The organism is Streptomyces sp. BK340, from assembly GCF_007827595.1.
Taxonomy (GTDB): Bacteria; Actinomycetota; Actinomycetes; order Streptomycetales; family Streptomycetaceae; genus Streptomyces.
Genome location: NZ_VISR01000001.1, coordinates 520989 through 545372 on the forward strand (window position 1 = coordinate 520989; position 24384 = coordinate 545372).

The following is a 24384-nucleotide window of genomic DNA, read 5'->3' on the forward strand; positions in this document are numbered from 1 at the left end:
CGGCTCTCCCAGCACGGGAGAGCCGGCCGACGGCCTTTTCGGCCCCAGGGTGCCAGGGCCCGGCTCAGGCCGCGTCGTCCTGGCGCTCGTCGGGCACGGCGCCGGATGCCGTCGGCCGTCAGGCGCGGGGTGTCTCTCCCGCCTTCCCCCGCCAGTGGGCGAGCTCGTTGCCGGTGATCAGGGTGTGGGGGTGGTCCTCACCCAGCACCCGAACCTGGTCGGCCAGCAGCAGCTCGCACGCGGCTGCGGCACCGGCCGTTCACGACACGGCCGCCACCGGGAACGACGCTCCCGGTGGCGGCCCTTGGCCGTTGTTCACGACCCGTGTCCTTCCGGCTGTGGCCTCAGCCCACCACGACCACCACGACGGGAGTGTTGAACCCGTTGTTGAAGCCGAAGCCGTTGTTGAAGCCGAAGAAGCCGTTGTTGCCGAAGCAGTTGCCCCGCCAGCCGTTGTTGAAGCAGCCACGGTTGGTGGACACGTGGGTCGAGGTTGCTGCCGACGCGGTACCTGCCGTGCTGATCGCTGCTCCGCCGAGCATCAGGACGCCGACGGCGGACACTGCGGCTATGCGCCGCGCACGATGTGCATTCATGGATCCACCTTCCTTCCACCCCTCGTGCGGCTTTCCGGGCACGAGACGGATGGCCGCGACCAGGGAGTGAGGAGTCCCGCGCGGGTAGGGGGTGCCGCACGACGAGTGGGAGAAGCAGGGCAGACGACGTCGGACACCCTGCGGTGCGGCTCTCACCCGAAATGCTAGCCGTTCGGCGACCACCCAGCATCCCGGGCAACCTTTGCCGCTTCCCATGCTTCCTACTCTCGGGGGATCATCCTCCTGGTTCTGTCCGACGAGAGAGGTTGAACGGGGATGTCCGAACAGGACGGCTGGGAGCGCGATTTCGATCACAGATGGGCGAACTCCGCCGAGCACAAGGAGCCCTCCGCACGGGCCCGGATGCTCGCCGCCCGCTGGAAGGAGAACCCTCCGGACCCGGCGCCGTTCCGCGCCGACCCGGACCCGGTGGGGCCGCGGCGGTCGTCGTGGGTGTCGACGGTCGTGGTGCTGGGCTGCGTGGCCGCGGTGATAGTGCTGCTCGGGTACGCGCAGATGCGTTCTCCGTACTAGAGACAACGGGAGTTCAGGGGATGCGCGAGGGGGCCCGGGCCGCGCGACGGCTGGCCGAGGGCGCGGTGCTGCGGGACGTGATCGACACGAGCGACCCGAGCGCCTGGCTGGGGCTGGACGAGCAGGTGCGGGCGGAGGAGTGGTACTTCCCGCCGTACGTCGCACCCGCCTGGGAGGAGACGGCCGGCGGGCGTTCGCTGACGGCCGCCCTGCGCGCCGGCGGCCCGCTCACCGAGGGGCAGCTCGCACTCGCCCTGTGTCACCGGGACGGCCGGATCCGGCACCGGGCGCTGGGCCGGGTCGCCGGGTTTCCCGCGCTGCTGCCGCTGGTGGCCGTGCGGTGTACCGACTGGGCTCAGCCGGTGCGGGATCGGGCCAGGGAGCGGTTCGCCGAGGCGCTGGACGCGGAGGCGGCCGCACGGCTCGCCCCGCTGGTCCGGCGCCTCGCCGACCGCCACCGGGGCGACTTCGCCCTCGGCCTGCTGGGCGAGGTGCTGCGGCAGGCGCCCGGCGAGCGGCTGGCGCCCCTCCTCGCCTCCCCCGACCGCCCGGTACGCCGCTTCGCGTACCGCCTCTCCGTCGAGGAGGGGCTGCTCTCCCCCGCCGAGCTGGCCCGCGCGGCCGCCCGGGACGACGACGCCGTCGTCCAGAACCTGTGCGCCGATGCCGCCCTGGCGGCCGTGGGGGAAGCGGACGCGGAGGAGGTGCTGGGGGCGCTGCTCGGCGCCCGCAGTCCGCGGGCCCGGTCCGCCGGGGTGACCGCGCTGCGGCGCCTGGAGCGGCCCGGGCCGGCCGTCGGGTTCCTGGCGGACCGGTCCGCGCTGGTGCGGGCCTGCGCCCGGTATGTCGTACGGCAGAACGGGACGGATCCGCTGCCCTGGTACCGGGACCGGTGCGCCGACCCCGGTGACCCCGCGCTGCCGCCGGGTGCCGCGATCGGGCTGGCGGAGTGCGGGACCCACGCGGACGCCGCCCTGCTGTGGCCGCTGCTGGACCACCCGGTGCCCGGCGTGCGGGCCAGGGCGGTGGCCGGGCTGCGCGCGCTGGACGTGACGGACCTGCCGCGGATGCGGCGGCTGCTGGACGATCCGGCGCCCGGGGTCGTCGGCGAGGCCACCCTCGCCCTGCTCCCCTCGGCCGGACTGCTGCCCGAGCCGTGGCTGGCGGAGCGGCTGGCGGCGGGGCGGCCGCGCTGGGTACGGGTGTCGGCGTACCGGTTGCTGGACGCGCACGGAGGCGTCGCACGGCTGCGGGCGGCCGTGGCGCTGCTCGGTGACACGGACGAGCGGCTGCGCACACGGGCCGAACTGGCCGTGCGGCGGACCCGGCCGTGGGGAGCGGACGCCGAGGTCGCGGAGCTGCTCGGCCGGGCCCGCGCCCACCTGGGCTGAGGTGCCCGCACGCGCAGGAAGCCTTTGCTGCCCCTAGGTGTGCTCGCGACCTCCTCATGGCATTCCGCAGGTGCACACTGGACATCGGGACGAGTGCCTGACTGCGGGGTGATGCAAGATGCAGAGCCGCTTCCGGAGCGATCGGCGTCTGACCGTGCGAATGACGGTCACGATGTTCCTGCTCGGGCTGCTGTACGTGGCCTTCGTCGCCGCGTTGATCGTGTTGCTGAAGTCCTGGCTGCTGGTCGTGGTCCTGGTCGGGGCGATGTTCGTGGCGCAGTTCTGGTTCTCCGACCGGATCGCGATGTTCGCCATGCACGGGCAGGTCGTGGAACGCGAGGAGTACCCCGAGCTGCACGCGGTGGTCGACCGGCTCTGCGCGATCGCGGACATGCCGAAGCCGGTGGTCGCCGTCTCCAACATGGACATGCCGAACGCGTTCGCGACCGGGCGCAATCCCGACCACGCCGTGGTCTGTGTGACCACCGGGCTGCTGCGGCGGCTGGAGCCCGCGGAGCTTGAGGGTGTGCTCGCGCACGAGCTGTCGCACGTGGCGCACAAGGACGTCGCCGTGATCACGATCGCGTCCTTCCTCGGGGTGATCGCGGGGCTGATCGTCCGGTTCGCCTTCTACTCGCAGCTCTTCGGTGGCCGCAGGGACCAGAACACCGCCGTCGTGTTCGCGGCCGTGATGGGGGTCTCGGCGGCCGTGTACGCGATCAGCTTCCTGCTGATCCGGGCCCTGTCCCGGTACCGGGAACTGGCGGCGGACCGCGCGGCCGCTCTGCTGACCGGCCGGCCCTCGGCGCTGGCGTCGGCGCTCACCAAGGTCACCGGGGACATCGCCCGGATCCCGACCAAGGACCTGCGCACGGCACAGGCCTTCAACGCCTTCTACTTCACCCCGGCGACGGGCAAGGAGCCCGGCATCGAGCGGTTCTTCTCCACCCACCCGACCCTGGAGCAGCGGCTGGAGCAGCTCGGGCGGATCTCCGCGGAGCTGGGTGAGGCGACCGCTCCCGGAAAGGCGGGCTGAAAACTTGAGACGGCTGCGGAAGGCGGGCTGAACCTTGGGGCTGCTGGACATCCTGCTCGGGCGCACGAAGCCCGTCGCGCCCGACCTCGACCAGCTGTTCGCGCTGCCGTCGGCGGCCGTGACGCTCGAGGCCGCGGCCGGGTTCACGCCGACCGGCGAGGGCGCGGTGTGCTTCGCCACGGTCGAGGGCGCGGCTTTCGAACAGACCCGCCGGGAGGTCCAGGCGCTGCTCGACGCGGACGCGGAGCGTGGAGGAGGCCCCCCGGTGGAACTCGTCCAGGACGGCTACGGCTATTCCTGGCTGGTCTCCCGGCGGACCCCCGACCAGCTGCCCCAGCTGGTCAACGACCTGCACGCGGTGAACAGCTCGCTGGAGGTGAACGGCTTCGGGCCGCAGCTGCTGTGCTCCCTCGCCGCGTTCCAGGACGAGCGGGAACGGCGTCTGGCCCTCGTCTACCTCTACAAGCGCGGCACCTTCTACCCCTTCGCGCCCCTGCCCGGCGCCGCCGAACGCCGGGACAGCGCGCTGGAGTTGCAGGTGAAGGCCGTGCTCGCGAACGACCTCAGGACCGAGCAGGACCTGAGCCGCTGGTTCCCGGTGTGGGGAGCCCCCGGCCTGTGACCGGGAGCTCGGCTGCTCACCTGCTCTTCTCGCGCTCCTGACGCCGGGCCTCGAAGGGCCGCTCGCGCCGGTAGCGGCGCTCCCACCTGGCCTGACGGTCCCGGCGCTCGCGGTAGGCCTGATAAGTGGCGGGGCCGCCCGGCTGTCCCCCTCCGGTGGACGCGGTCCGGCCCCGTCCGTACCGCAGGTGGAGGAGGAGCACGGCGACGGCGGCGAGCCACCAGGTGTGGTTCCCGAATCCGAGGATCACCAGGACGGCGGTCCCGGACAGGACGATGGTGCCCATGGCGGTCCTCCGTTCGCGTGGATGTGTGATCGGCGTGAATCCAGCGTAGGGACGCCGTCACTCGGAGTGCATCCCGATTTCCGTGAGTGAATGGGTGTCATGAGCGAGCCGATCTCCTTCACTCACGAGTACGACGGCGAACGCCTCAGCGGTCTGTACGGCGGCGGCTCCGGACGGGCCACCGTCGTCCTCCTGCACGGCGCGGGCAACGGCAGCAAGGAGCGGCTGCGGCCGCTGCTCGCCGAGGCCGCAGCGCACGGCTGCCGCGCTCTGGCCTTCGACTTCTCCGGGCACGGCGAAAGCAGCGGCGCGCTGGGCGAGTCGAGCCTGCGCCGGCGGTTCGAGCAGGCGGTCGCGGTGCTCGACGCGCACGCTCCGGGGGACGACCCGCTGGTCCTGGTCGGGTTCAGCATGAGCGGGCAGACGGTCGCGGATCTCGTACGGCACTACGGTCCGCGCGTGGCCGCCGTGGGCCTGTCCGCGCCCGCGGTGTACGCGCCGGAGGCCCATGACGTGCCCTTCGGGAACAGCGAGGGGAGATTCAGCGAGATCATCCGTACGCCCGGCAGCTGGCGGAACTCTCCCGCGCTCACGGCCCTGCGGGCGTACGAGGGCCGGGCGGTGCTCGCGGTACCGGGCACGGACGCGGTGATCCCGCCGGAGGTGACGGAGGCCGTCCAGGACGCGCTGGCGGCGCGCTCCCAGTACACCCGCTTCGAACTCCCGGACGCCGAGCACCGGTTGGGGCTGTGGTTCCGAGACCACGCCGAGGACCGGCGGGAGTTCGTCGCCGCCCTGCTGTGCGGGCTCGAGGAACAGGGCTGGGCGGCGACGCGGCGGTGGGTGGCCGGGCGGCTTCCGCAGGGCCGTACGGTCGCCGGCTCCCGCCCGCTCCAGGGGGGTTGGTCCTCGCAGATACGCGGGCTCACCCTCGACGACGGTGAGGAGCTGGTGCTGCGCACGTTCGTGAAGCCCTTCTTCCGGCGGCACGCCCCGGGCCTGCTGTCCCGGGAGGCGGGTGTGCTCAGCCTGTTGGCGGGACAGGAGGGCATCCCGGCCCCGGCGCTGGTCGCCGTGGACGCGACCGGCGAACACTGCGACCATCCCTCGCTGCTGATGACCCGGCTGCCGGGTCTGGTACGGGTGGACGAGGAGGACCCGGAGTCCCTGCACCGGCGCCTGGACCTGCTCGCCGCCCAGCTGGTCCGGATCCACACGGTCGTACCGCGTGAGCGGCCGCGCTCGTACCAGGCGTGGACCTCGCCCGAGCGGGCGCGTACACCGGACGGACCGATGTGGGAGCGAGCGGTGGACGTGATCCGCCGCGACCCGCCGCCGTACGAGGGCCGCTTCCTGCACCGGGACTTCCACCCCGGGAACGTGCTCTTCACGGGCGCCGGGGAGGGACTGTGCATCAGCGGGGTCGTCGACTGGGTGGAGACCTCGTGGGGTCCCGCCGACCTGGACGTCGCCCACTGCTCGACGGCCCTGGCCCTGCTGCACGGCCCGGCGTACGGCCTCGCCTTCCGGGACCGGTACGAGGAGCTGGGCGGCGCCCGGCTCGCGGACGGGCCCGACCACCTGTACTGGCGGCTGCTCGACGCGCTGGCCTACTCCCCCGACGCGCAGAAGCTGGCCGGTCCCTGGCGGGAGCTGGGGCGCACGGATCTGACGCCGGAGGTGCTGGCCGGGCGGCTGGAGGCGTATGTGCGCGGGCTGCTGGAGCGGTACGGCTGAGCGGCCGTCACACCCCCGGCTCGGCCTGCACCACCCCCGCCGCGATGGCCGCGCCGAGGGTGGCGTGGTCGGCGGTGGTCCGGTCGGCGTAGGACACGGCGAAGTCGGCGACGGCGTGGTCGAAGGTGTCGGCACCGCCGAGGTAGGCGGCGATGGCGATGCGGTCGCCGGAACGGGCGTGGGCGCGGGCCAGGGTGGTGCCGCACAGCCGGGCGTAGGCGAGCAGGCCGGCCGGGTCCAGGCCGGCGACCTCGGCGGAGCCCTTCATGTCGCGCAGCTGGCGCCAGTAGAAGGAGCGGCCCTGCGGCCCGCTCATCCAGCCGAGGAAGATGTCGGTGGCGGACTGCAGCAGCCGCTGCCCGGCGACCACCCGGTGCCCGGGATGGACGTACGGCCCGCTCGGCAGGTGTTCCTCGAGCACCGAGGACCGTGCCTCCTTGATCTGCAGGAACAGCGGGTCGTCGGCGTCGCGCCCGGCGAGCAGCACGATGAAGCAGCGCGTGCCGACGCTGCCGACGCCGACGACCTTGCGGGCGGCGTCGACGAAGCGGTAGCGGTCGAGGAGATGGCGGCGCTCCTCGGCGAGGGTGGAGCGGTAGTCGCAGAAGATCTTGCGCAGGGAGGCCATGTCCGGCGCGCCCGCGGGTTCCAGGAGCGGCGGGTCGTGGACGATCCGGCGCTGCCCGTCCACCACCTCGGTCAGGCTGCCCAGCGCCTGGAGGCTGGTGCGGCGGCGGGCCCGGGTGAGGGTGGACTCCAGGCGGCGCCGGCGGCGGGCGGAGCGGACGAGCGGCAGCAGGCTCTCGGCGTCGACCTGCTCGTACCAGACGGCCAGCTCCCCGAGTCCGGCCATGCGGCGTATGGCCGTGCGGTACCCGGCGGCGGCCGCCCGGGCCGCGGCCCGTTCCCCGGCCCTGGTGTGGCCGTTCTCCCGGGCGGCCACGGCCACACTGGCCGCGAGCCGTTTGACGTCCCACTCGAAGGGCCCGGGGTGGGTCTCGTCGAAGTCGTTGAGGTCGAAGAGCAGGCGGCGTTCCGGGGAGGCGTAGAGCCCGAAGTTGAGCAGGTGGGCGTCGCCGCACAGCTGCACGGTGAGTCCGGTGTGCGGCTGGGCGGCGAGGTCGGCGGTCATCACCGCGGCGGCGCCGCGCAGGAAGGCCAGCGGCGAGCCGGCCATCCGCCCGTACCGGATCGGCAGCAGCTCCGGCAGCCGGTCCCGGCCCTGCCGCTCCAGTACGGCGACGGGATCGCTCCGGCCGGCGGGCGGGAGCCAGAGGGCGTGTGCGGAGCGGGGGGCGTGCTTCCGGGCCGCTTTGCCGCGCCGGGCCCGCTCCTCGGGGGTACCGCGCCGGAAGTGCTCGTCGGGGATGCTCATACGGCAGCCTCTCTCTGCGGGGGCCTCACCCTTCCCGTCACCTCCTGTTCGCAGTGAAGGGCGTGGGGGTGGGCGTGCGCATGCCGGGCACGCCGATCGGGTGACGGTGCCGACTGTCAGTGGCGTGGGCGACGATGCGGGCAAGGCACGGTGGACCGACGGGGAGGTCGGCATGGGTGACGGACGGCGGCACATCGACGTGGCGGAGCGGCGGGCCCGGCTCGCCCTGCGGCACCGTCTGGCGGGCCCGGCGCGGGCGGCGCGGCCCGAGGAGGTCGCCGAATCGCTGGTGGCCCTGCACGGCACGGACCCGGCGACGGTGTACCTGGCGGTGGCGGCACGGCTCGCCGACCCGGCGAAGGCGGTGCCGCAGACGGAGCGGGCGCTGTACGAGGACCGCACGCTGGTCCGGATGCACGGCATGCGGCACACGGTGTTCGTGTTCCCGACCGGGCTGACGGCCGTCGTCCACGCGTCGACGGGCCTGACGGTGGCCGCCCGCGAACGGGCCTCCCTGCTCAAGGACATGGCCAAGGCGGGCGCCCCGGACGCGGACTGGCTGGCGGAGGTCGAGGCGTCCGCGCTGGCCGCGCTGGGCCGGCGCGGCCAGGCGACGGCGGCGGAGCTGACGGCGGACGAGCCGCGTCTGCGCGAGCAGTTCGTGTACGCGGCCGGGAAGAGCTACGAGGGCGTCCACACGGTCTCCTCCCGCCTGCTGCGGGTGCTCGGCGTCGAGGGCAAGGTGGTCCGCGGCCGCCCGCTCGGCTCCTGGACGTCCGGCCAGTTCCGCTGGGCGCCGGCGCCCGAGCACCCCGAGCTGGACGCGGCGCGGTCCCAGGCGGACCTGCTGGAGCGCTGGCTGCGGGCGTGCGGTCCGGCGACGGAGGCGGACCTGAAGTGGTGGACGGGCTGGCGGGTCACCGAGGTCCGGCGCGCCCTGTCCGAGATCGGCGCCCAGGAGGTCTCCCTGGACGGGGGCACGGGTTACGTCGCCGACGGCGACACGGAGCCGGTCGCGGCCCCCGGGGAATCCTGGGCGGCCCTGCTCCCGGGGCTGGACCCGACCGCCATGGCCTGGCAGCAGCGCGACTGGTACCTCGCCCCGGAGCTGCGCCCCCGTCTCTTCGACCGCAGCGGCAACGTGGGTCCGACGGTGTGGTGGGACGGCAGGGTGGTGGGCGGCTGGGCCCAGCGGGCGGACGGGGAGATCGTCTGGAGCATCACCGAGCCGGGCGTACGCCGGGAGGCCGAGGCGGCGGTCGCGGCGGAGGCGGAGCGGCTGCGGGGGTGGCTGGGGGCGACGAAGGTGACTCCGCGCTTCCGGACACCTCTGGAGCGGGAGTTGTCGGCGTGAGGTGCCGGGTGCCCCGCGCGGTCGCGCGCGGGGCACCCGGCACCTCGGCTCAGCGCGAGTACCGCATGAACGCCCGCACCATGTGGCACGTCGTGTCCGACGGCGGGTGCACGCCGATCTTCTCCGCCGTGCTGCGGATCGTCTCGTTGCGCGCCTGGTCGGGCAGGTAGATCCCCAGGTCGAGCAGGGCTATGGCCAGGCGCATGGCCTTCAGGCGCCGGTTGTGCGTGACGTACCACTCGCGCGGCCGCCCGGCCGGCAGGGCACGCTTCTGCATCGGCACGTAGGGCGAGTCGAGCTGGACGGAACGCTTGGCGGTGGACTGGGTCGGCGACGGCTTGGTCTTCAGGGCGGCAGCGGGCACGGGCATCCTCCTGTCGCGGTCAGGGCAGCACCGGAAGGCTCCGGCGATTCCCTCGAACACTGCCTCCAGTTTACTGCCGGGCACTGACAATCAGGGAGTCCGAACGTCAGCCAAAGGTCCAGGTCAGCAAGGAAATTGTCACCGCGTCACCGTAGGTTCGGGAGGTGCGTGCGAGACGGCAGAAATTCGAACAGAGCCGATCGTGACCGCAGGCGGGCAACGGGGTTCACGTACCGTGGGCCGCATGGAAATCTGGATCAATCCGGCCTGCTCCAAGTGCCGCAGCGCGCTCGGCCTTCTCGACGCCGAGGGGGCCGACTACACCGTCCGCCGTTATCTGGAGGACGTGCCCCGCGAGGACGAGATCAGGGCCGTGCTCGACCGGCTCGGGCTCGAACCGTGGGACATCACCCGCACCCAGGAAGCCGCGGCCGAGGAGCTGGGGCTCAAGGACTGGGCGCGCGACGACGCCTCTCGGGACCGGTGGATCACGGCCCTCGCCGAGCACCCGGGGCTCATCCAGCGCCCGATCATCACGGCGGACGACGGAACCGCCCTGGTCGCCCGCACCGAGGAGGCCGTGCAGGAGGCACTCTCCCGAAAGAAGAGCTGAGCGACGCTCAACTCCCCTGTGATGCAGGTTACTTCGGCAAAGTCCCGCAACCGCTGAGTAACCCCGTTCGGGATCTCGTACATAGCGGCGTACGCTCCCCTACCTCTTCAGGAGGCGCGGATGTCGCGCAGGAGAACTCTCGGCACGAAGAAGAAGATCGCGCTGCTCGTCAGCGCCGCGGCGGTGGCGGGCGGCGGAGCCTTCGCGCTGGCGACCACCTCGAACGCCGCACAGAGCCCGCAGAACGCCAAGACGCTGTCCGCCGGGGACTCGACCGTGTGCCAGGGGCTGGCCACGGCCCACGGCAACAACGACAAGTTCATCGCGGACCAGAAGGCGAAGCCGGACGCGCAGTCGGCGGCCCGGATCGCCAACCGCGAAGCGGTCATCAAGCAGATCGAGGTCCAGCAGAAGGCTGCCGGATGCACCGTCGGGGAGTCGGCTCAGGGCTCTCAGGCGGCTCAGGGCAACGCCGGTCAGCAGGGCAACGCGGGCCAGCAGGGCAACGCGGGCCAGCAGGGCAACGCGGGCAAGCAGGGCAACCAGCAGGCCGGCAACGCGGGGAACAACGGCGGCGGCGCTGCCGCGGCCTCCGGTCAACAGGTGTGCAACGGCTCCACCGTCACGCTCTCCGGCGAGGGCGGTGCCCCGGCGGCGTCCAGCAACCAGTTCCCGGCGGGCACCACACTGAAGGTCACCAACCTGGACAACAACAAGTCCACGACGGTGAAGGTCACCTCGGTCTCCGGCAGCTGTGTGCTGCTGAACAACGCGGCCTTCGAACAGGTCCGGGAGCCGGGCAAGTTCCTCATCCGCCGCGCGGTGATCGAGAAGGTGGGGTGAGGTTCAGCCACCGGACAGGAAATCGGTGAGGTGACGGGCCAGGCCGGGCGAGGCCGCCTGCGGCAGCGCGTGGTGGGAGACACCGGGCAGTACGACGGTCTCCACGTGCGGCAGCATCGCCGCGGCCCGGCCCGTCACCGTGGTGGGGATGGGGGTCCCCCCGCTCGAGCGAAGCCGAGAGTGGGGGAGGGTCCTGCTGTTCGCTGCCACGAGCAGCAGGACCGGCACCTCCAGGGCGCGCAGCGCGTCCGGTGCCGGGCGGGGTCCGGTCACCGGCTTCGCGGACGGGAAGCCCGCGGCCGCCTCCTGGAGGGCCAGCCACTCGGGGTCGAGGGACGCTCCCCCGGTCTCCCACTCCAGGAACGCGCGGACCCGGCGGGGCGTGGGCCGCAGCAGCATGGGCAGGGCGTGGAGCAGGTACGCCGTCTTGTATCCGGCGAAGCACAGGGTCGGATCGAGGAGGAACAGGCGGCGTACCCGAGCGGGTGCGCGCAGGGCGTGATGCAGCGCGATCCAGGCACCGTACGAGTGCGCGCCCACATCGGCCGACGTCACGCCGAGGCCGTCCAGCAGGGCGTCCAGCCAGGAAGCCAGGTCGGCGACCGTACGGGGGTGGCGGTCGGTGGCCGGGATGCTCAGGCCGGGGGCGCCGATCAGGTCCGGGGCGTAGAGGCGCCGGACGCGGGCCAGGTCGGCGGCCTGGGCGTACCAGGAAGCGGAGGTCGCGGTGCCGCCACCCGGCAGCAGGAGCAGCGGCGGCGCCTCGCGCGGGCCGCAGACGTTGACCCGGGTGTCACCGAAGGGCGTGGCGACGGTGAGCGCCTCGCGGTCCGCCGGCCATTTCGCCAGCACCTTGTCGTACGCAACCCGGAAGGCGTCGGCGTCGTACACGTTCGTCCTCGGCACGGAGGAACCCCCTATTATCTCGCTGAGCAAGATACTCGTTGAGCGAGATGATACGCCGGAGGATCCGTATGCCGACCCCGCCCCGCCCCGACGCGGCGCCCGGGATGGAGACCGTCCATCTGCTGCGGGCCGTCGCCGTCGAACTCGGCCTGCACAGCGCCCGGTTCGCGAACCAGAACGGTATGCACCCCACCGACGTCCGCGCCCTGATCGCCCTCATGGACGCGCGGCGCGCGGGCCAGGAGGTGACCGCCGGGCGGCTCGGGGCCGAGCTGGGGCTCAACTCGGCGGGGACCACCGCGCTCGTGGACCGGCTGGAGCGGGCCGGGCAGGTCCGGCGGGTGCGCGGGGAGCGGGACCGGCGACGGGTCGTGGTGGAGGTGGAGGAGCGCGCGATCGAGCTGGGCCAGGCGTTCTTCGGGCCGCTGATCGAGCGGTCGCTGGAGCTCCTGCGTGGGTACGACGACCGGCAACTGGCGGCGATCCGGGGCTTCCTGGAGGGAGTCCGGGAGGCCGCGGCCGAGGGGCGCGAGTGAGCGCCCATACCCCGCGGGTCCGGCCCTCACAACGTGACCCGGGACACAGAACCACCAGGTAACACGGGGTTCACACAAGAGCAACGACCGGGAAATCGCCTGTTGACAGGCTGCGCGGCAGATCGACGCGGCGCCCCAGTGCCGCAGCGCCGCAGGCACCCGCGAGTGCACCCGCACCCACCCCCGAAGGATGTGGCCCCGTGACCTTCAAGGCTGAGTACATCTGGATCGACGGCACCGAGCCGACGGCCAAGCTGCGTTCCAAGACGAAGATCATCACGGGTTCCCCCGCCGGTCTCGACGCGCTGCCGATCTGGGGCTTCGACGGTTCCTCGACCAACCAGGCCGAGGGGCACTCCTCGGACCGTGTGCTCAAGCCGGTCTTCACCTGCCCGGACCCGATCCGCGGCGGCGACGACATCCTCGTCCTGTGCGAGGTCCTCGACATCGACATGACCCCGCACTCCTCCAACACGCGTGCCGCGCTGGCCGAGGTCGCGGAGAGGTTCGCCGCGCAGGAGCCCATCTTCGGCATAGAGCAGGAGTACACCTTCTTCGACGGCGCCCGCCCGCTGGGCTTCCCCGAGGGCGGCTTCCCGGCCCCCCAGGGCGGCTACTACTGCGGTGTCGGCGCCGACGAGATCTTCGGCCGCGAGATCGTCGAGGCCCACCTGGACAACTGCCTGAAGGCGGGCCTGGGCCTGTCCGGCATCAACGCCGAGGTCATGCCCGGCCAGTGGGAGTTCCAGGTCGGTCCGCTGGCCCCGCTGGAGGTCTCCGACCAGCTGTGGGTGGCCCGTTGGCTGCTCTACCGCACCGCCGAGGACTTCGGCATCTCCGCCACCCTCGACCCCAAGCCGGTCAAGGGCGACTGGAACGGCGCGGGCGCGCACACCAACTTCTCCACCAAGGCGATGCGCGAGGGCTACGACGCGATCATCACCGCCTGCGAGTCGCTCGGTGAGGGCTCCAAGCCGCTCGACCACGTCAAGAACTACGGCGCCGGCATCGACGACCGCCTGACGGGTCTGCACGAGACCGCCCCGTGGAACGAGTACTCCTACGGCGTCTCTAACCGCGGTGCCTCGGTCCGCATCCCGTGGCAGGTCGAGAAGGACCGCAAGGGCTACATCGAGGACCGCCGCCCGAACGCCAACGTCGACCCGTACGTGGTGACCCGTCTCCTGGTGGACACCTGCTGCTCCGCCCTGGAGAAGGCCGGCCAGGTCTGATCCCCGACTCCGAAAGGGGCGCCCGCCGACCGGCGGGCGCCCCTTTCGCGTACCCCCCTGTCCAAAGAGTGAGACGGCAAATCGGCAGGTCAGGTACGCAACGTCAACTTCATGCCAAGGAAGCGTCCAAGCAGTGAGAGGAGGCTCCTGTCCGGCGCACTCGTCTGCTTCAATGAGCACATGGCCAGCTTCCAGAAGCACATCGCGACAGGTCGCCATGACCTTGAGCCGTTCTGGCCTTCCCGTCAGCACCACGACTTCGACCGGGTGTGTTGCCGCGCGACGAACGCGCGGGCCCTCTAAAGCCGTACACCCCGGCCTTCGGCCAGCGCGGAACGACGTACGTCCCCCGGCGCGCCCGACCACGAATCGCGGCCGTCGTCCTGCCCGACGAACTTCTCGCGCGAAAGAGCTGACCTCTCATGGCGACCACTCGTTCTCTCTCCACCGCCACCCTCACCCCCCAGGCCCAGAGCGGCACCCGGCACCGGCTGCGGGCCGTCGACCGGGACGAGGTCGTAAACGTGGCGGAGTTCCTGCCGCCGGGCGCCACCTGGCTGCCCGCGCCGCAGCACAGCCTGCCCGCCCTGCCCGGCCAGCCGCCGATGGTCGGCTACCTGGTGCTGGTCCCGGCCGACCAGCGGCCCCCGTTCCTGCCGGTCGCGGTGCCGGACCAGCCGGAGGCGGTCGCGCAGGCGGACGGCGACCCGCTGGTACAAATCGACTCCGTGCAGCGCACCGCGAGCGTCGACGGACTCGAACTCGACCTCACCTACCTGGAGTTCGAGCTGCTCGCACACCTGGTGGCGCACCCGCACCGGGTGCACACCCGCGACCAGCTGGTCACCACCGTGTGGGGGTACGGCCACGTCGGCGACGGCCGCACCGTCGACGTCCACGTCGCCCGGCTGCGCCGCAAGCTGGGCGCCCAGCACCGCCAGACGATCCAGACCGTGCGCCGGGTCGGCTACAAGTACACCCCGCCGACCGGGCGTTGACCCGGCCTGTCTGCCGACGGCAGACAGCCCTTCCCTCCCGGGCCCGTACCGGGCACGCTCCCCGGCATGAGACTTCTCGTGCTGGGCGGTACGGAGTTCGTGGGGCGGGCCGTCGTGGAGGCCGCGCTCGGGCGCGGCTGGGAGGTGACCGTCTTCCACCGGGGGCGGCACCGGCCTCCCGAGGGGGTGCGGTCGCTGCACGGCGACCGCACCACCGCCGGCGGCCTGGCCGCCCTCGCCGCGGACGACGGCACCTGGGACGCCGTGGTCGACACCTGGTCGGCCGCGCCGCGTGCCGTGCACGAGGCGGCACGGCTGCTGCGGGGCCGCGCCGGACGGTACGTGTACGTCTCCAGCCGGTCGGTGTACTCCTGGCCCTGGCCCGCGGGAGCCGGCGAGGACACCGCGCTGGTGGAAGGAGCCGCCGCCGACGCGGAGGCGACCGACTACGCACGCGACAAACGGGGCGGTGAACTGGCCGCCGTGGAGGCCTTCGGCGCGGACGGCTCGCTGCTGGTGCGGGCCGGGCTGATCCTCGGCCCGTACGAGAACGTCGGCAGACTCCCCTGGTGGCTGACCCGGATCGCCCGCGGCGGCCCGGTCCTGGCACCCGGCCCGCGCGAGCTGCCGGTGCAGTACATCGACGTGCGCGACCTCGCCGACTGGCTCCTGGGCGCGGTGGATCAGAAACTGAGCGGGCCCTGCAACCTGGTGAGCCCGCCCGGCCACACCACGATGGGTGAGCTGCTGCGGGCGTGCGTCGACGTCACCGGCGCGGACGCCGAACTGCGCTGGACCGACCCGGAGGTGATCCTGGACGCCGGGATCGAGCCGTGGACCGATCTGCCGGTGTGGGTGCCGCCCGGCGGCGAGATGTACGACGCGGTGCACCGCGCGGACGTGTCCCGCGCGCTGGCCACGGGACTGGTGTGCCGGCCGGCCGGCGAGACCGTCGCGGACACCTGGCGCTGGCTCACGGAGATCGGCGGCACCGCGCCGCAGCGCCCGGACCGGACGGGCAACGGCCTGGCCCCGGAGGTGGAGGCGAAGGTGCTGGCAGCGGGCGGGGGTGTAGCCGGCACCACCCCCTGACATGGGTCTTCGGCCCACTGACCGGGGCCCACGGGTCGGCGAGACTTACGGCATGAACACCGAACCGAAGAGTGGCCGTGCCCGGGCGCGGACCCGAGAGGTACTGCTGGCCGCCGTGCAGGGACTCGCGCTGGCCGTGGCCGTGCTGCCCCTCTCGGTGCTGTTCCTGGTCCTGGCCCTCGTCTCCGTCGCGTTCGTCCCGCTCGGCGTCGGCATCGTCACGACTCCGCCGGTCCTGGCCGCGGTGCGGGCCCTCGCGGACAAGCGCCGGGAACTCGCGGCCGAGTGGTGCGGGATACGGATACCGTCGGCCTACCGGCCGGTCCCCGCGGGCGCCAACCCGTGGACGCGGACCCTCGCCCTGCTGCGCGACCCGCAGGTCCGGCGGGACGTGCTGTGGCTGCCGGTGGACATGACGGCCGGTTTCGTGACGGCGCTGCTGCCGGCCGTCCTGCTCTTCTACCCCTTCGAGGGATTCGCGGTGGCGGCCGGGCTGTGGCGGGTGGTCGCGAAGGACGGGACGTACTGGTACGGCTTCGTGCCGGTCACCGGCCAGCCGTCCGCGTTCGGCGCCGCCGCCACCGGCGCGGTCCTGCTGGTCGCCGCCTACCGCCTCACCCCGCGCCTGCTGACGGTCCACTTCCGGCTCACCCGGGCCGTCCTCGGCGCAGGCCAGAAGGAACTCGCCGAGCGGGTACGTGTGTTGACCGAGACCCGGCGCGACGCCGTGGACACCTCGGCCGCCGAGCTGCGCCGCATCGAACGGGACCTGCACGACGGGGCGCAGGCCCGGCTGGTCGCGATGGGCATGGACCTCGGCACGATCGAGATGCTGCTGGACAGGGACCCGGCGCAGGCCAGGCAGCTCCTCTCCCAGGCCCGCCGGAACTCGGTGGAGGCCCTGGAGGAACTGCGCGACCTGGTCCGCGGCATCCATCCGCCGGTGCTGGCCGAGCGCGGACTCGGGGACGCCGTGCGGGCGTTGGCGCTGCGGCTGCCCCTGCCGAGCGAGGTGAGCGTGGAGCTGTCCGGCCGCGCGGACGCGCCCGTCGAGTCGGCCGCCTACTTCGCGGTCAGCGAGGTGCTCACCAACGCCGTCAAGCACTCCGGTGCCGACCGGCTCTGGGTGGACCTGCACCACGCCGGCACCACGCTGCGGATCACGGTCACCGACAACGGCAGGGGCGGTGCCGCGATCGGGGCGGGCTCCGGGCTCGCCGGCGTGGAGCGGCGGCTCGGTACATTCGACGGCGTCCTGGCCGTCAGCAGCCCCGCGGGCGGTCCCACCCTGGTGACCATGGAGATCCCGTGCGTGTTGTCCTAGCCGAAGACCTCTTCCTGCTGCGCGACGGACTGGTCCGGCTGCTGGAGGCCTACGGCTTCGAGATCGCGGCGGCCGTCGAGTCCGGGCCCGAACTCACCCGGGCGCTGGCCGAGTCGCAGCCGGACGTCGCCGTGGTCGACGTACGGCTGCCGCCCACGCACACCGACGAAGGGCTGCAGTGCGCGCTGCAGGCGAGGCGGGAGCGGCCCGGGCTGCCGGTGCTGGTCCTCTCCCAGCACGTGGAGCAGCTGTACGCGCGGGAGCTGCTCGCCGACGGCACCGGCGGAGTGGGCTATCTGCTCAAGGACCGGGTCTTCGACGCCGACCAGTTCGTGGACGCCGTACGGCGGGTGGCCGCGGGCGGCACGGCGATGGACCCGCAGGTGATCCAGCAGCTGCTGTCGCGGCGGGCGGCCGACGACCGGCCGCTCGGCAACCTCACCCCGCGGGAGCGGGAGGTGCTGGAGCTGATGGCGCAGGGCCGGTCCAACGCGGCCATCGCGGCCCAACTGGTGGTGACGGAACGGGCCATCGCCAAACACACCTCCAACATCTTCGGCAAACTGGGCCTCGAGGTGTCGGACGACGACAATCGGCGCGTTCTGGCCGTGCTCGCCCACCTCGACCGCGACCGTTGAGCGAAAATTCAACTTCCGCTGCTCAGGGGGCATTTGAACCCCTGCTGCGGGGTAATCCTCTGACTAATTTGTGAGACGGCTGAACACCTCTGAGGCGGCGTCCGTATGGATGGACGCCGCTTCACTCCTGTCGGGCGCCCCGATGCTGCCCCGCAAGGAAGTCAGAGGAGTTCCATGGGACGCAACACACGAAAACGCCGTACGCCGCTGGCCACCAAGGCCATAGCCGCATCGGCGGCCCTAGCGCTCGGTGGGGGCGGGCTGATCTGGGCGAACTTCTACGCCTCGGCGCACGAGTCGAACAACCAGTCGTGGGGAGGCAACCAGACCAAGGCCGCGACGGCGCAGGTCGCTACGATCTCCTGCCCGGACGTCGGCCAGAAGCTGACGAACGTGCCGAACCAGGCCCGCCAGGGCGTGGCGATGGAGCTGGCGAACCTCGACAAGCAGATCACCGAGGCCTACTCCAGGCTCGCCTCCACCCGGCAGTCGCAGACGAACGATCCGAGCTTCGTGCAGAACGCGATCGTCGGGCCCCTCAAGGAGAAGCGGGCAGCGACGATCGACCGGATCAGGATCGACATCCAGCGGGTCGGCGGTTCCTTCGACAACTCGCTCAAGCAGCTCGCCGCCTGTACGACGCAGACCGCCAACCAGACCACCGCCGGTGGTCAGCAGCAGAACGGCGGACAGCAGCAGAACACCGGTGGCCAGCAGCAGCAGAACGGTGGCCAGCAGCAGAACGGTGGTCAGCAGCAGGCCGGCGGGCAGCAGCAGAACATCGGCGGACAGGCCGGCAACGGCCCGGTCGCGGCCGACTTCGTGGACATCACGAAGGTCGCCGCGAACGTCCAGGGCAAGCCGGTGCGCGGCAACAACGCCTCGACCGGCACCTTCACCACCCGCTGCGGTGTGAACGCGAACAAGAACCACAACACCGACAACGTGATCGTGGCGCCCGGCGTGGCCAACGGCGCGCACCACCTGCACGACTACGTCGGCAACCAGAAGGTCAACGCGTTCTCCAGCAACCAGACGTTCCTGCAGGGCGGCACCAGCTGCCAGAACCGGAACGACCTGTCGTCGTACTACTGGCCGGTGGTCCGCGTGCAGGACGGCACGCAGGACTTCGACCAGAACAAGGACGGCGGTGGCAAGGAAGGCAACGTCGGCAAGATCCTGACGCCGGTCTCGGCGCAGATCAAGTACGTCGGCAGCCCGGCCAGCAAGGTCGTCGCGATGCCGCAGTTCCTGCGCATCATCACCGGTGACGCCAAGACCACCACCAACGGTCTGGCCAACGCCAACGCGCACTGGAGCTGCACCGGCTTCGAGAACAAGGTGCAGCTGACGTCGCAGTACCCGATCTGCCCGCAGGGCAGCAAGGTGGTGCGTACGTTCGCCTTCCAGAGCTGCTGGGACGGCCAGAACATCGACAGCGCCAACCACCGCACGCACGTGGCCTTCGCCGACCCGGCGAGCGGTGTCTGCGGGAACGGCTTCAAGGCGATCCCGCAGCTGACGATGCGCCTGGTGTACAACATCACCCCGCCGACCATTCAGAACGGTCAGGTGAAGAACGCCTACGCGGTGGACGGCTTCCCGGAGCAGCTCCACAAGCCGGCCACCGACCACGACGACTTCATCAGCGTCACGACCGGCGGCCTGGCGAACAAGATCGCGAACTGCATCAACAACGGTCAGCGATGCGCGTAGCGACCACGTGGTGACACCCCCCTGGGAAAGCGGGCGGTGGGAATCTCCCACCGCCCGCTTTTCTTGTGCTCCGTCTTGTCCTGTGCCGCGTCTTCCTCGTGCCCCGGACAGGTCAGCCGCTGTGCGCGTGGTGGTCCGTGCCCACCTCGAGGTCACCGCCGAGCGTGCCGCGCAGCGCCTTGACGACCCCGTCGTCGCCGACGGCGACCCACTTGCGGCCGACGAGGTAGAAACCGCCGTAGTCCTTCGCGTCGTTGATCCACTCGCGCTGGCCGCGGTCGGTGGCGAAGGTGGCGAGGATGAACTGCCCGTCGGTGTTCTTGCAGATGGCCTGGCGGATCTCGTCGGCGTCGGTCTGCATGTTCGGCTTGCACTTCACCTCGGCGGCCAGGCTCTCCAGACTGCCCGTGGCGGTGGGCGGCACCGCCTTCGTGCCGCCGCCCGACCCGCAGCCCGCCAGGGTCAGTGCCGCAGCGGCGCCGATCATCAGTCGCGTCAACCTCATCCGTTCCTCCGGTCCTGGTGGGCCAAGCATGCCCCAGCCCCTTCGGATACGGCTGCGGGTCGCGGTGCGCTCAAATCCGCTACCGAGGTGTGCACAGGTGTGCGAGGGTGACCCGGTGAACCAAGACTGGGAAGACCGCGTGACCGCCGCCTGGGCGACCTTCGACGAGTACCCCGAGGAGCGGGCGGCCGAGTTCCGCGCCCTGATCGGCGAGCTCGTCGCCGAGCTGCCCGAGGGCAGTCCGCTGGCCCCGTTCGAGCAGGCCTGCGCCTGGGACTCCACCGGGCACTCGGACAAGGCGGCGCCGCTGTACCGGGAGGCACTGGCAGGCGGGCTGAGCGGTTACAAGGGGCGCCGGGCCAAGATCCAGTTGTCGTCCTCCCTGCGGAACATCGGGCAGGCCGAGGAGGGCGTCAAGCTCCTCACCCCCGAACTGGACGCGCCCTCCGACGAGTTGGACGACGCGGTACGGGGCTGCCTCGCCCTGTGCCTGTCCAGCCTGGGCCGCGACCGCGAGGGCCTCTCCCTCGTGCTCGGCGCCCTCGCCCCTCATCTGCCCCGCTACCAGCGGTCGATGGCCAACTACGCGCGGCTGCTGGTCGAACCGGAGGAGTGAGTCACCCGCTTGGCGGTGACCAATCAACGGCTCACTCGTTCTCCCGGACGTGCAGTCACAGGATGTAGCCCAGCGTCACGCACCCTCCTCCGCCGGGGCCACCGGCCCGGTCGTCGACGTCGAACAGGCCGAGGCAGCGCTCGTCGAGCACTACCCACGGCTGGTCCGGCTCGCCCACCTGGTGCTGCCGCCGGCCCTCGGCCGCAGCCGCCGGGTACTGACGGCCCACGCACTGGTCCAGCGCGCCCTGCCCCGGGGCCGCAAGCAGACGTCCGTGATCCCGGCCCAGTCCACGGGCCGGGAGGGCGACCCCGGGTACGCGTTCCTGCGGCTGCGGGTCCTGCGTGCGGCGCTGGAGGCGGCCCGCCCCCGCAAGGGCCTGCCGCGGCTCTCCCAGCTGCCGCCGCTGCTCCCCCAGGTGTGGGGACTGCGCCTGTTCCCGCGCTCCGGCGGCGCCGACGAGCTGGCCCTGGACCAGCGGCTGTCCACCCTGTCCGGCCCGGCCCGTGCCGCCTACGGGCTGCGCGGCCTGGAGAAGCTGCCCGACGCGGACATCCGCAGGATCCTCAAGTCCGCCGGGGTCGACCGTCCCGAGTCCGCACTGGCGGAGGCCAACGGGGTACCCGCGCAGGACGCCCTGCTCGCCTCCCCCGAGTTCGACCCCTGCTGTCTGCAGGCCCGCCCCACCGACCTGATGCGCCGCCGCCAGCACACCAAGGCCGCGCTCGCCGCGGCGGCCGCGCTCGCGGTGTGCGGGGCGCTGGTGGCCATGCCGGGCGGCGGCTGGGGTCCCGACGGCGCCGCCGCACCCGTCTACGCGGAGAACCCGGCGGCCGAGGCCGCCCTGGACCCCGGCAAGCTCACCCGCGTCGCCCCGACCGCGTGGGAGTCGGCGGCCCGCGACGACTTCTCCGTGTGGCCCGCGCGCGGCCCCCTCACCGGCGACGAGGCCCTGCTGCGCCGCGCCCTCGCCGTCTGGGCCCGGCCCGGAGAGACGGTCCGCGTCTCCGCCACCCCCGGCACCCAGACCGGCGCCCCGGCCGGCCCGCCCCAGCTGCTGTACGCGGGCGAGGTGGACAACGCGCGCGTGGCGGTCCTCTACGACGGCCTGCGCATCGTCCGCTACGCCGAGCCCACGGACGGCACCGCGGGCGCCGCCCTCGACTTCGCCCGCGTCGACGGCGCGACCGGCGCCGAGGCGAGCGTGCTGGTGCTCGGCCGCTCCGACGGCAACGTCCGTTATCTGATCGCCCCTTGGGTGAAGAAGGCCGCCGAGCGGGACCTGACGAAGCCGGCCGCGGCCGCGGCACCCCTCACCGTCAGCGACGGCGTCACCACACCGATGGCCAGCTCCGCCCTGCAGCCCGGCAGCTGCACCTCGTGGCACGTGCTCCAGCTGACCGACGCCTCCGGCACTCGGCTCGCCACGGACCTCGGTGAGCTGGTCCCGGTCCACCTCACCGCCGGACGTCCGGGCGCCACGGGTGAGGCGTCCGGCGCGGAGGGCCTGCGCGCCTGGGCGCCGTTCGCCTGCTCGCTCTCCGCGGAGCGATCCGCGGGGGTGCGCAGCGTCAACGCCTGGGCGTTCGCGAGCCAGCCGTTGCCCGACGGGAGCGGGGCGGCCGAGTGGGTGTGCACCAGGGCCGAGACCTGGCGCGGCGACGGTACGGCCGCAATGGCCCAGTTCCGGACCCCGGGCGGGCCGGTCGGCGCTGTCGTGGCCAAGGGCACGGACCCACGGTCCTGCGGTCCGCGCGACCCGCATGTGCTGGCCGGGGTGCTGTGGAAGTCCCGTGCCGGGAACTGGTACCTGCTGGCCGCGGGCAGCCAGGACACCGCGTCGATCCGGGCGACGGGCGGGGTCACCGCGTCCGGTCCGGGACCGCTGCTGGTGGCCCGGGCCGAACAGGGGGCGCAGGCACAGCTGAAGGGAACCCTGAAGGACGGCCGGCAGGTCGGCGGACTGCGCTAGCTGACACTCGCGTCAACAAGGTGCCGCACGGGGGTTCTCAGATGACCTACCCGTCAGTACATTGACGCCATGTCTAACACGCAGGCCCGGCCGGTGGAGTCCGAGCGCATACCGCTCAAGGCCCGCAACGTGTCCTTCTCCTGGGAGGACACACCGCTGCACTGGGTGCCCGGCGACCCGTTCACCACGCACACAATCAACGTGCTGCACCTGCTGCTGCCCGCCGGCGAGCGGTGGTTCGTGCATGTGTACAAGCAGGTGCTGCCGCTCATCCGGGACGACCGGCTCCGCGAGGACGTCGTCGGTTTCATCGGGCAGGAGGCGATGCACTCCCAGGCCCATGACGAGGTCCTGCCGCATCTGAGGGAGCAGGGGCTCGACCCGACGCCGTACACCGCGCAGGTCGACTGGTTCTTCGAGAAGCTGCTCGGCGACCGCACTCCCCCACTGCTCAACGCGTGGGTGGTACCCCCATCGCCGGGCAGGGCGCGCCGCTGGTGGCTGCTGGAGCGGGTCGCGCTGATCGCGGCCATCGAGCACTACACCGCCTTCCTCGGCGACTGGGTGCTCAACGCCGCCGAACTGGACCGGCGCGGCGCCGACCCGACCATGCTGGACCTGCTGCGCTGGCACGGTGCCGAGGAGGTCGAGCACCGCTCCGTCGCCTTCGACCTGTTCATGCATGTCGACGGCAGCTACCGGCGCCGGGTGCGCACCTGGGCGACGGCCTTCAGCGCGCTGGTGTTCCTGTGGCAGCGCGGGACCCGCTTCTTCATGGAGAACGACCCCACCCTGGTGGACGGCAAGGCCTCCTTCAAGGAGTTCCACCGGAGCGGCCGCCGGGGCACCCTGCCCACGACCGGTGCCATGCTCAGGTCCATCCCGCGCTACCTGAGCCACGCCTACCACCCCTCCCAGGAAGGCTCCACCGCCCAGGCGGTGGCCTACCTGGCCTCCTCCCCCGCCGCGCTCGCGGCCGAAAAGACAGGGTCGTGATGCCGAAGCTGCGCACCGTCGCGCTCGTCGCGGGCGCCGCCCTGCTGACCCGGCGGGCCCTGCGCCGCCGCGTCCGGGTCTCGCCGCTGTGGCCGCTGCCCGCGCTGGACCCGCCTGTCTCCGGCCGCCCCCGCTCGCGGGCGCTGCGGCTGCTGCTCACCGGGCACGAGACGGTCGCCGACGGGGTCGTGCAACTGCGCCTGGAAGGCGGCGGATTGCCGCGCTGGGAGCCCGGCGCACATCTCGACCTGGTGCTGCCGTCGGGGCTCGTACGGCAGTACTCGCTGTGCGGGGACCCGGAGGACGGGTCCTCCTACACGGTGGCCACCCGGCTGGTCGAGGGCGGCCGGGGTGGCTCGCGCGAGGTGCACGAGCAGCTCACCGAGGGCATGGAGCTGGAGGTGCGCGGGCCGAGGAACCGTTTCCCGCTGGTCGAGGCCCCCTCGTACGTCTTCGTCGCCGGCGGCATCGGCATCACACCGGTCCTGCCCATGCTGCGGGCCCTGCCGGACGGCACGGACTGGCGGCTGCTGTACGGCGGGCGGACGCGGGCCTCGATGCCGTTCCTGGAGGAGGTGCGGGGGCTCGCCGGGGACCGGCTGACGCTGGTCGCCGAGGACGAGGACGGACGGCCGGACCTGGAGGCGCTGTTCGCGGGTGTTCCGGAGGGGACCGCCGTCTACTGCTGTGGCCCGGAGGGCCTGATGGAGGCGGTGGAGGCACGGCTGCCCGAGGGTGCCACGCTGCACCTGGAGCGGTTCGCGCCGCGCACGTCGGCCGACGGCAACCACGCGTTCGAGGTGGAGCTGCGGCGCACCGGACGGACGTTGCCGGTCCCCGCGGGCTCCACCGTGCTGGCCGCCGTGCGCCGCGCACTGCCCGACACCGCCTACTCCTGCGAGCAGGGCTTCTGCGGGACCTGCCAACAGCGGGTGGTCGAGGGCGAGGTGGACCACCGGGACGAGCTGCTGACGGATGCGGAGCGTACCGACTCGATGCTCATCTGTGTGTCACGGGCCATAAGTGAGCGACTTGTGCTGGACATGTGACGGACTCGTGTGAACACCGGCGCTGGTCCGGCCCGTTCCAGGCCGGATTCGAT

25 protein-coding genes are annotated in these 24384 nt (G+C 72.4%); 19 read left to right on the forward strand and 6 right to left on the reverse strand.

Annotated elements, in window-relative coordinates; translation table 11 throughout:
- Positions 1-344: 344 nt before the first annotated feature.
- On the reverse strand, positions 345-596 hold the full coding sequence (locus FB157_RS02450) for a hypothetical protein (protein WP_145875421.1): 252 nt from the start codon (positions 594-596) through the stop codon (positions 345-347).
- A gap of 276 nt (positions 597-872) precedes the next feature.
- Between FB157_RS02450 and FB157_RS02455 the strand changes: the two genes are divergently transcribed.
- The 4 genes from FB157_RS02455 to FB157_RS02470 all read left to right on the forward strand — a co-directional run bounded on the left by FB157_RS02455 (position 873) and on the right by FB157_RS02470 (position 4179).
- A complete protein-coding gene (locus FB157_RS02455) occupies positions 873-1130 on the forward strand; it encodes a hypothetical protein (protein ID WP_145875423.1) in 258 nt (85 codons plus the stop codon).
- A 20-nt stretch (positions 1131-1150) separates the two neighbouring features.
- Positions 1151-2521 (forward strand): hypothetical protein, encoded by a 1371-nt coding sequence (locus FB157_RS02460; protein ID WP_145875425.1) that lies wholly within the window; start codon positions 1151-1153, stop codon positions 2519-2521.
- 118 nt (positions 2522-2639) lie between these two features.
- Positions 2640-3557, forward strand: coding sequence for a zinc metalloprotease HtpX (gene htpX, locus FB157_RS02465; RefSeq protein ID WP_145875427.1), 918 nt, complete (start codon positions 2640-2642; stop codon positions 3555-3557).
- 34 nt (positions 3558-3591) lie between these two features.
- Positions 3592-4179, forward strand: a complete 588-nt coding sequence (locus tag FB157_RS02470; RefSeq protein ID WP_145875428.1) for a PspA-associated protein PspAB — start codon at positions 3592-3594, stop codon at positions 4177-4179.
- Between the two features lie 16 nt (positions 4180-4195).
- On the opposite strand, the gene FB157_RS02475 is transcribed toward FB157_RS02470, so the two are convergent.
- A complete protein-coding gene (locus FB157_RS02475) occupies positions 4196-4465 on the reverse strand; it encodes a hypothetical protein (protein ID WP_145875430.1) in 270 nt (89 codons plus the stop codon).
- A gap of 99 nt (positions 4466-4564) precedes the next feature.
- Between FB157_RS02475 and FB157_RS02480 the strand changes: the two genes are divergently transcribed.
- Positions 4565-6202 carry an alpha/beta fold hydrolase gene (locus FB157_RS02480; RefSeq protein ID WP_398946029.1) on the forward strand — a complete coding sequence of 546 codons (1638 nt, stop codon included), beginning with the start codon at positions 4565-4567 and terminating at the stop codon, positions 6200-6202.
- 7 nt (positions 6203-6209) lie between these two features.
- On the opposite strand, the gene FB157_RS02485 is transcribed toward FB157_RS02480, so the two are convergent.
- Entirely contained in the window at positions 6210-7577 is a 1368-nt protein-coding gene (locus tag FB157_RS02485) for a DUF2252 domain-containing protein (protein ID WP_145875433.1), read from the reverse strand.
- Positions 7578-7749: 172 nt separating this feature from the next.
- Between FB157_RS02485 and FB157_RS02490 the strand changes: the two genes are divergently transcribed.
- On the forward strand, positions 7750-8931 hold the full coding sequence (locus FB157_RS02490; protein ID WP_145875726.1) for a winged helix DNA-binding domain-containing protein: 1182 nt from the start codon (positions 7750-7752) through the stop codon (positions 8929-8931).
- A 49-nt stretch (positions 8932-8980) separates the two neighbouring features.
- Here FB157_RS02490 and FB157_RS02495 read toward each other — a convergent pair whose 3' ends face one another.
- On the reverse strand, positions 8981-9295 hold the full coding sequence (locus tag FB157_RS02495; RefSeq protein WP_145875435.1) for a hypothetical protein: 315 nt from the start codon (positions 9293-9295) through the stop codon (positions 8981-8983).
- A 244-nt stretch (positions 9296-9539) separates the two neighbouring features.
- Here FB157_RS02495 and FB157_RS02500 point away from each other — a divergent pair, with 244 nt between their 5' ends.
- On the forward strand, positions 9540-9908 hold the full coding sequence (locus tag FB157_RS02500) for an arsenate reductase family protein (protein WP_145875437.1): 369 nt from the start codon (positions 9540-9542) through the stop codon (positions 9906-9908).
- A gap of 120 nt (positions 9909-10028) precedes the next feature.
- The gene (locus FB157_RS02505; protein ID WP_145875439.1) at positions 10029-10751 is read left to right on the forward strand and encodes a hypothetical protein; all 723 of its coding nucleotides are present in this window, start codon (positions 10029-10031) and stop codon (positions 10749-10751) included.
- A gap of 3 nt (positions 10752-10754) precedes the next feature.
- Here FB157_RS02505 and FB157_RS02510 read toward each other — a convergent pair whose 3' ends face one another.
- Positions 10755-11657: an alpha/beta fold hydrolase gene (locus FB157_RS02510; protein ID WP_186581291.1), complete on the reverse strand. Its 903-nt coding sequence runs from the start codon at positions 11655-11657 to the stop codon at positions 10755-10757.
- 68 nt (positions 11658-11725) lie between these two features.
- Between FB157_RS02510 and FB157_RS02515 the strand changes: the two genes are divergently transcribed.
- From FB157_RS02515 to FB157_RS02545, 7 genes are all read left to right on the forward strand, one after another.
- A complete protein-coding gene (locus FB157_RS02515) occupies positions 11726-12193 on the forward strand; it encodes a MarR family transcriptional regulator (RefSeq protein ID WP_186581292.1) in 468 nt (155 codons plus the stop codon).
- Between the two features lie 200 nt (positions 12194-12393).
- Positions 12394-13425: a glutamine synthetase gene (gene glnII / locus FB157_RS02520; RefSeq protein ID WP_145875440.1), complete on the forward strand. Its 1032-nt coding sequence runs from the start codon at positions 12394-12396 to the stop codon at positions 13423-13425.
- Positions 13426-13847: 422 nt separating this feature from the next.
- The gene (locus tag FB157_RS02525) at positions 13848-14423 is read left to right on the forward strand and encodes a winged helix-turn-helix domain-containing protein (RefSeq protein ID WP_145875442.1); all 576 of its coding nucleotides are present in this window, start codon (positions 13848-13850) and stop codon (positions 14421-14423) included.
- 66 nt (positions 14424-14489) lie between these two features.
- Entirely contained in the window at positions 14490-15515 is a 1026-nt protein-coding gene (locus FB157_RS02530; RefSeq protein WP_186581293.1) for an NAD-dependent epimerase/dehydratase family protein, read from the forward strand.
- A gap of 52 nt (positions 15516-15567) precedes the next feature.
- Entirely contained in the window at positions 15568-16839 is a 1272-nt protein-coding gene (locus FB157_RS02535) for a sensor domain-containing protein (protein WP_145875444.1), read from the forward strand.
- Positions 16824-17477 carry a response regulator transcription factor gene (locus FB157_RS02540; protein ID WP_145875446.1) on the forward strand — a complete coding sequence of 218 codons (654 nt, stop codon included), beginning with the start codon at positions 16824-16826 and terminating at the stop codon, positions 17475-17477. Before FB157_RS02535 ends, FB157_RS02540 begins: the two co-directional genes overlap by 16 nt.
- A 174-nt stretch (positions 17478-17651) precedes the next feature.
- Positions 17652-19193, forward strand: a complete 1542-nt coding sequence (locus FB157_RS02545) for a DUF1996 domain-containing protein (RefSeq protein WP_145875448.1) — start codon at positions 17652-17654, stop codon at positions 19191-19193.
- Positions 19194-19305: 112 nt separating this feature from the next.
- Here FB157_RS02545 and FB157_RS02550 read toward each other — a convergent pair whose 3' ends face one another.
- Positions 19306-19698: a hypothetical protein gene (locus tag FB157_RS02550; RefSeq protein WP_186581294.1), complete on the reverse strand. Its 393-nt coding sequence runs from the start codon at positions 19696-19698 to the stop codon at positions 19306-19308.
- Positions 19699-19795: 97 nt separating this feature from the next.
- On the opposite strand from FB157_RS02550, the gene FB157_RS02555 reads away from it, so the two are divergent.
- The 4 genes from FB157_RS02555 to FB157_RS02570 all read left to right on the forward strand — a co-directional run bounded on the left by FB157_RS02555 (position 19796) and on the right by FB157_RS02570 (position 24331).
- Positions 19796-20314, forward strand: coding sequence for a tetratricopeptide repeat protein (locus FB157_RS02555; RefSeq protein ID WP_145875450.1), 519 nt, complete (start codon positions 19796-19798; stop codon positions 20312-20314).
- Between the two features lie 49 nt (positions 20315-20363).
- On the forward strand, positions 20364-22286 hold the full coding sequence (locus FB157_RS02560; protein WP_145875452.1) for a hypothetical protein: 1923 nt from the start codon (positions 20364-20366) through the stop codon (positions 22284-22286).
- 69 nt (positions 22287-22355) lie between these two features.
- A complete protein-coding gene (locus tag FB157_RS02565) occupies positions 22356-23282 on the forward strand; it encodes a metal-dependent hydrolase (RefSeq protein WP_145875453.1) in 927 nt (308 codons plus the stop codon).
- Positions 23282-24331: a PDR/VanB family oxidoreductase gene (locus FB157_RS02570; protein WP_145875455.1), complete on the forward strand. Its 1050-nt coding sequence runs from the start codon at positions 23282-23284 to the stop codon at positions 24329-24331. Before FB157_RS02565 ends, FB157_RS02570 begins: the two co-directional genes overlap by 1 nt.
- Positions 24332-24384 lie beyond the last annotated feature (53 nt).

Bases quoted from the DNA above. Each gene is read 5' to 3' on its own strand.
- FB157_RS02525 (WP_145875442.1), top strand. From the start codon at position 13,848: ATGGCGACCACTCGTTCTCTCTCCACCGCCACCCTCACCCCCCAGGCC.
- FB157_RS02490 (WP_145875726.1), top strand. From the start codon at position 7,750: ATGGGTGACGGACGGCGGCACATCGACGTGGCGGAGCGGCGGGCCCGG.
- FB157_RS02460 (WP_145875425.1), top strand. From the start codon at position 1,151: ATGCGCGAGGGGGCCCGGGCCGCGCGACGGCTGGCCGAGGGCGCGGTG.
- FB157_RS02550 (WP_186581294.1), bottom strand. From the start codon at position 19,698: ATGAGGTTGACGCGACTGATGATCGGCGCCGCTGCGGCACTGACCCTG.
- FB157_RS02480 (WP_398946029.1), top strand. From the start codon at position 4,565: ATGAGCGAGCCGATCTCCTTCACTCACGAGTACGACGGCGAACGCCTC.
- FB157_RS02535 (WP_145875444.1), top strand. From the start codon at position 15,568: ATGAACACCGAACCGAAGAGTGGCCGTGCCCGGGCGCGGACCCGAGAG.
- FB157_RS02565 (WP_145875453.1), top strand. From the start codon at position 22,356: ATGTCTAACACGCAGGCCCGGCCGGTGGAGTCCGAGCGCATACCGCTC.
- htpX (WP_145875427.1), top strand. From the start codon at position 2,640: ATGCAGAGCCGCTTCCGGAGCGATCGGCGTCTGACCGTGCGAATGACG.
- FB157_RS02570 (WP_145875455.1), top strand. From the start codon at position 23,282: ATGCCGAAGCTGCGCACCGTCGCGCTCGTCGCGGGCGCCGCCCTGCTG.
- FB157_RS02545 (WP_145875448.1), top strand. From the start codon at position 17,652: ATGGGACGCAACACACGAAAACGCCGTACGCCGCTGGCCACCAAGGCC.
- FB157_RS02505 (WP_145875439.1), top strand. From the start codon at position 10,029: ATGTCGCGCAGGAGAACTCTCGGCACGAAGAAGAAGATCGCGCTGCTC.
- FB157_RS02515 (WP_186581292.1), top strand. From the start codon at position 11,726: ATGCCGACCCCGCCCCGCCCCGACGCGGCGCCCGGGATGGAGACCGTC.
- FB157_RS02450 (WP_145875421.1), bottom strand. From the start codon at position 596: ATGAATGCACATCGTGCGCGGCGCATAGCCGCAGTGTCCGCCGTCGGC.
- FB157_RS02500 (WP_145875437.1), top strand. From the start codon at position 9,540: ATGGAAATCTGGATCAATCCGGCCTGCTCCAAGTGCCGCAGCGCGCTC.
- FB157_RS02455 (WP_145875423.1), top strand. From the start codon at position 873: ATGTCCGAACAGGACGGCTGGGAGCGCGATTTCGATCACAGATGGGCG.
- FB157_RS02475 (WP_145875430.1), bottom strand. From the start codon at position 4,465: ATGGGCACCATCGTCCTGTCCGGGACCGCCGTCCTGGTGATCCTCGGA.
- FB157_RS02485 (WP_145875433.1), bottom strand. From the start codon at position 7,577: ATGAGCATCCCCGACGAGCACTTCCGGCGCGGTACCCCCGAGGAGCGG.
- FB157_RS02530 (WP_186581293.1), top strand. From the start codon at position 14,490: ATGAGACTTCTCGTGCTGGGCGGTACGGAGTTCGTGGGGCGGGCCGTC.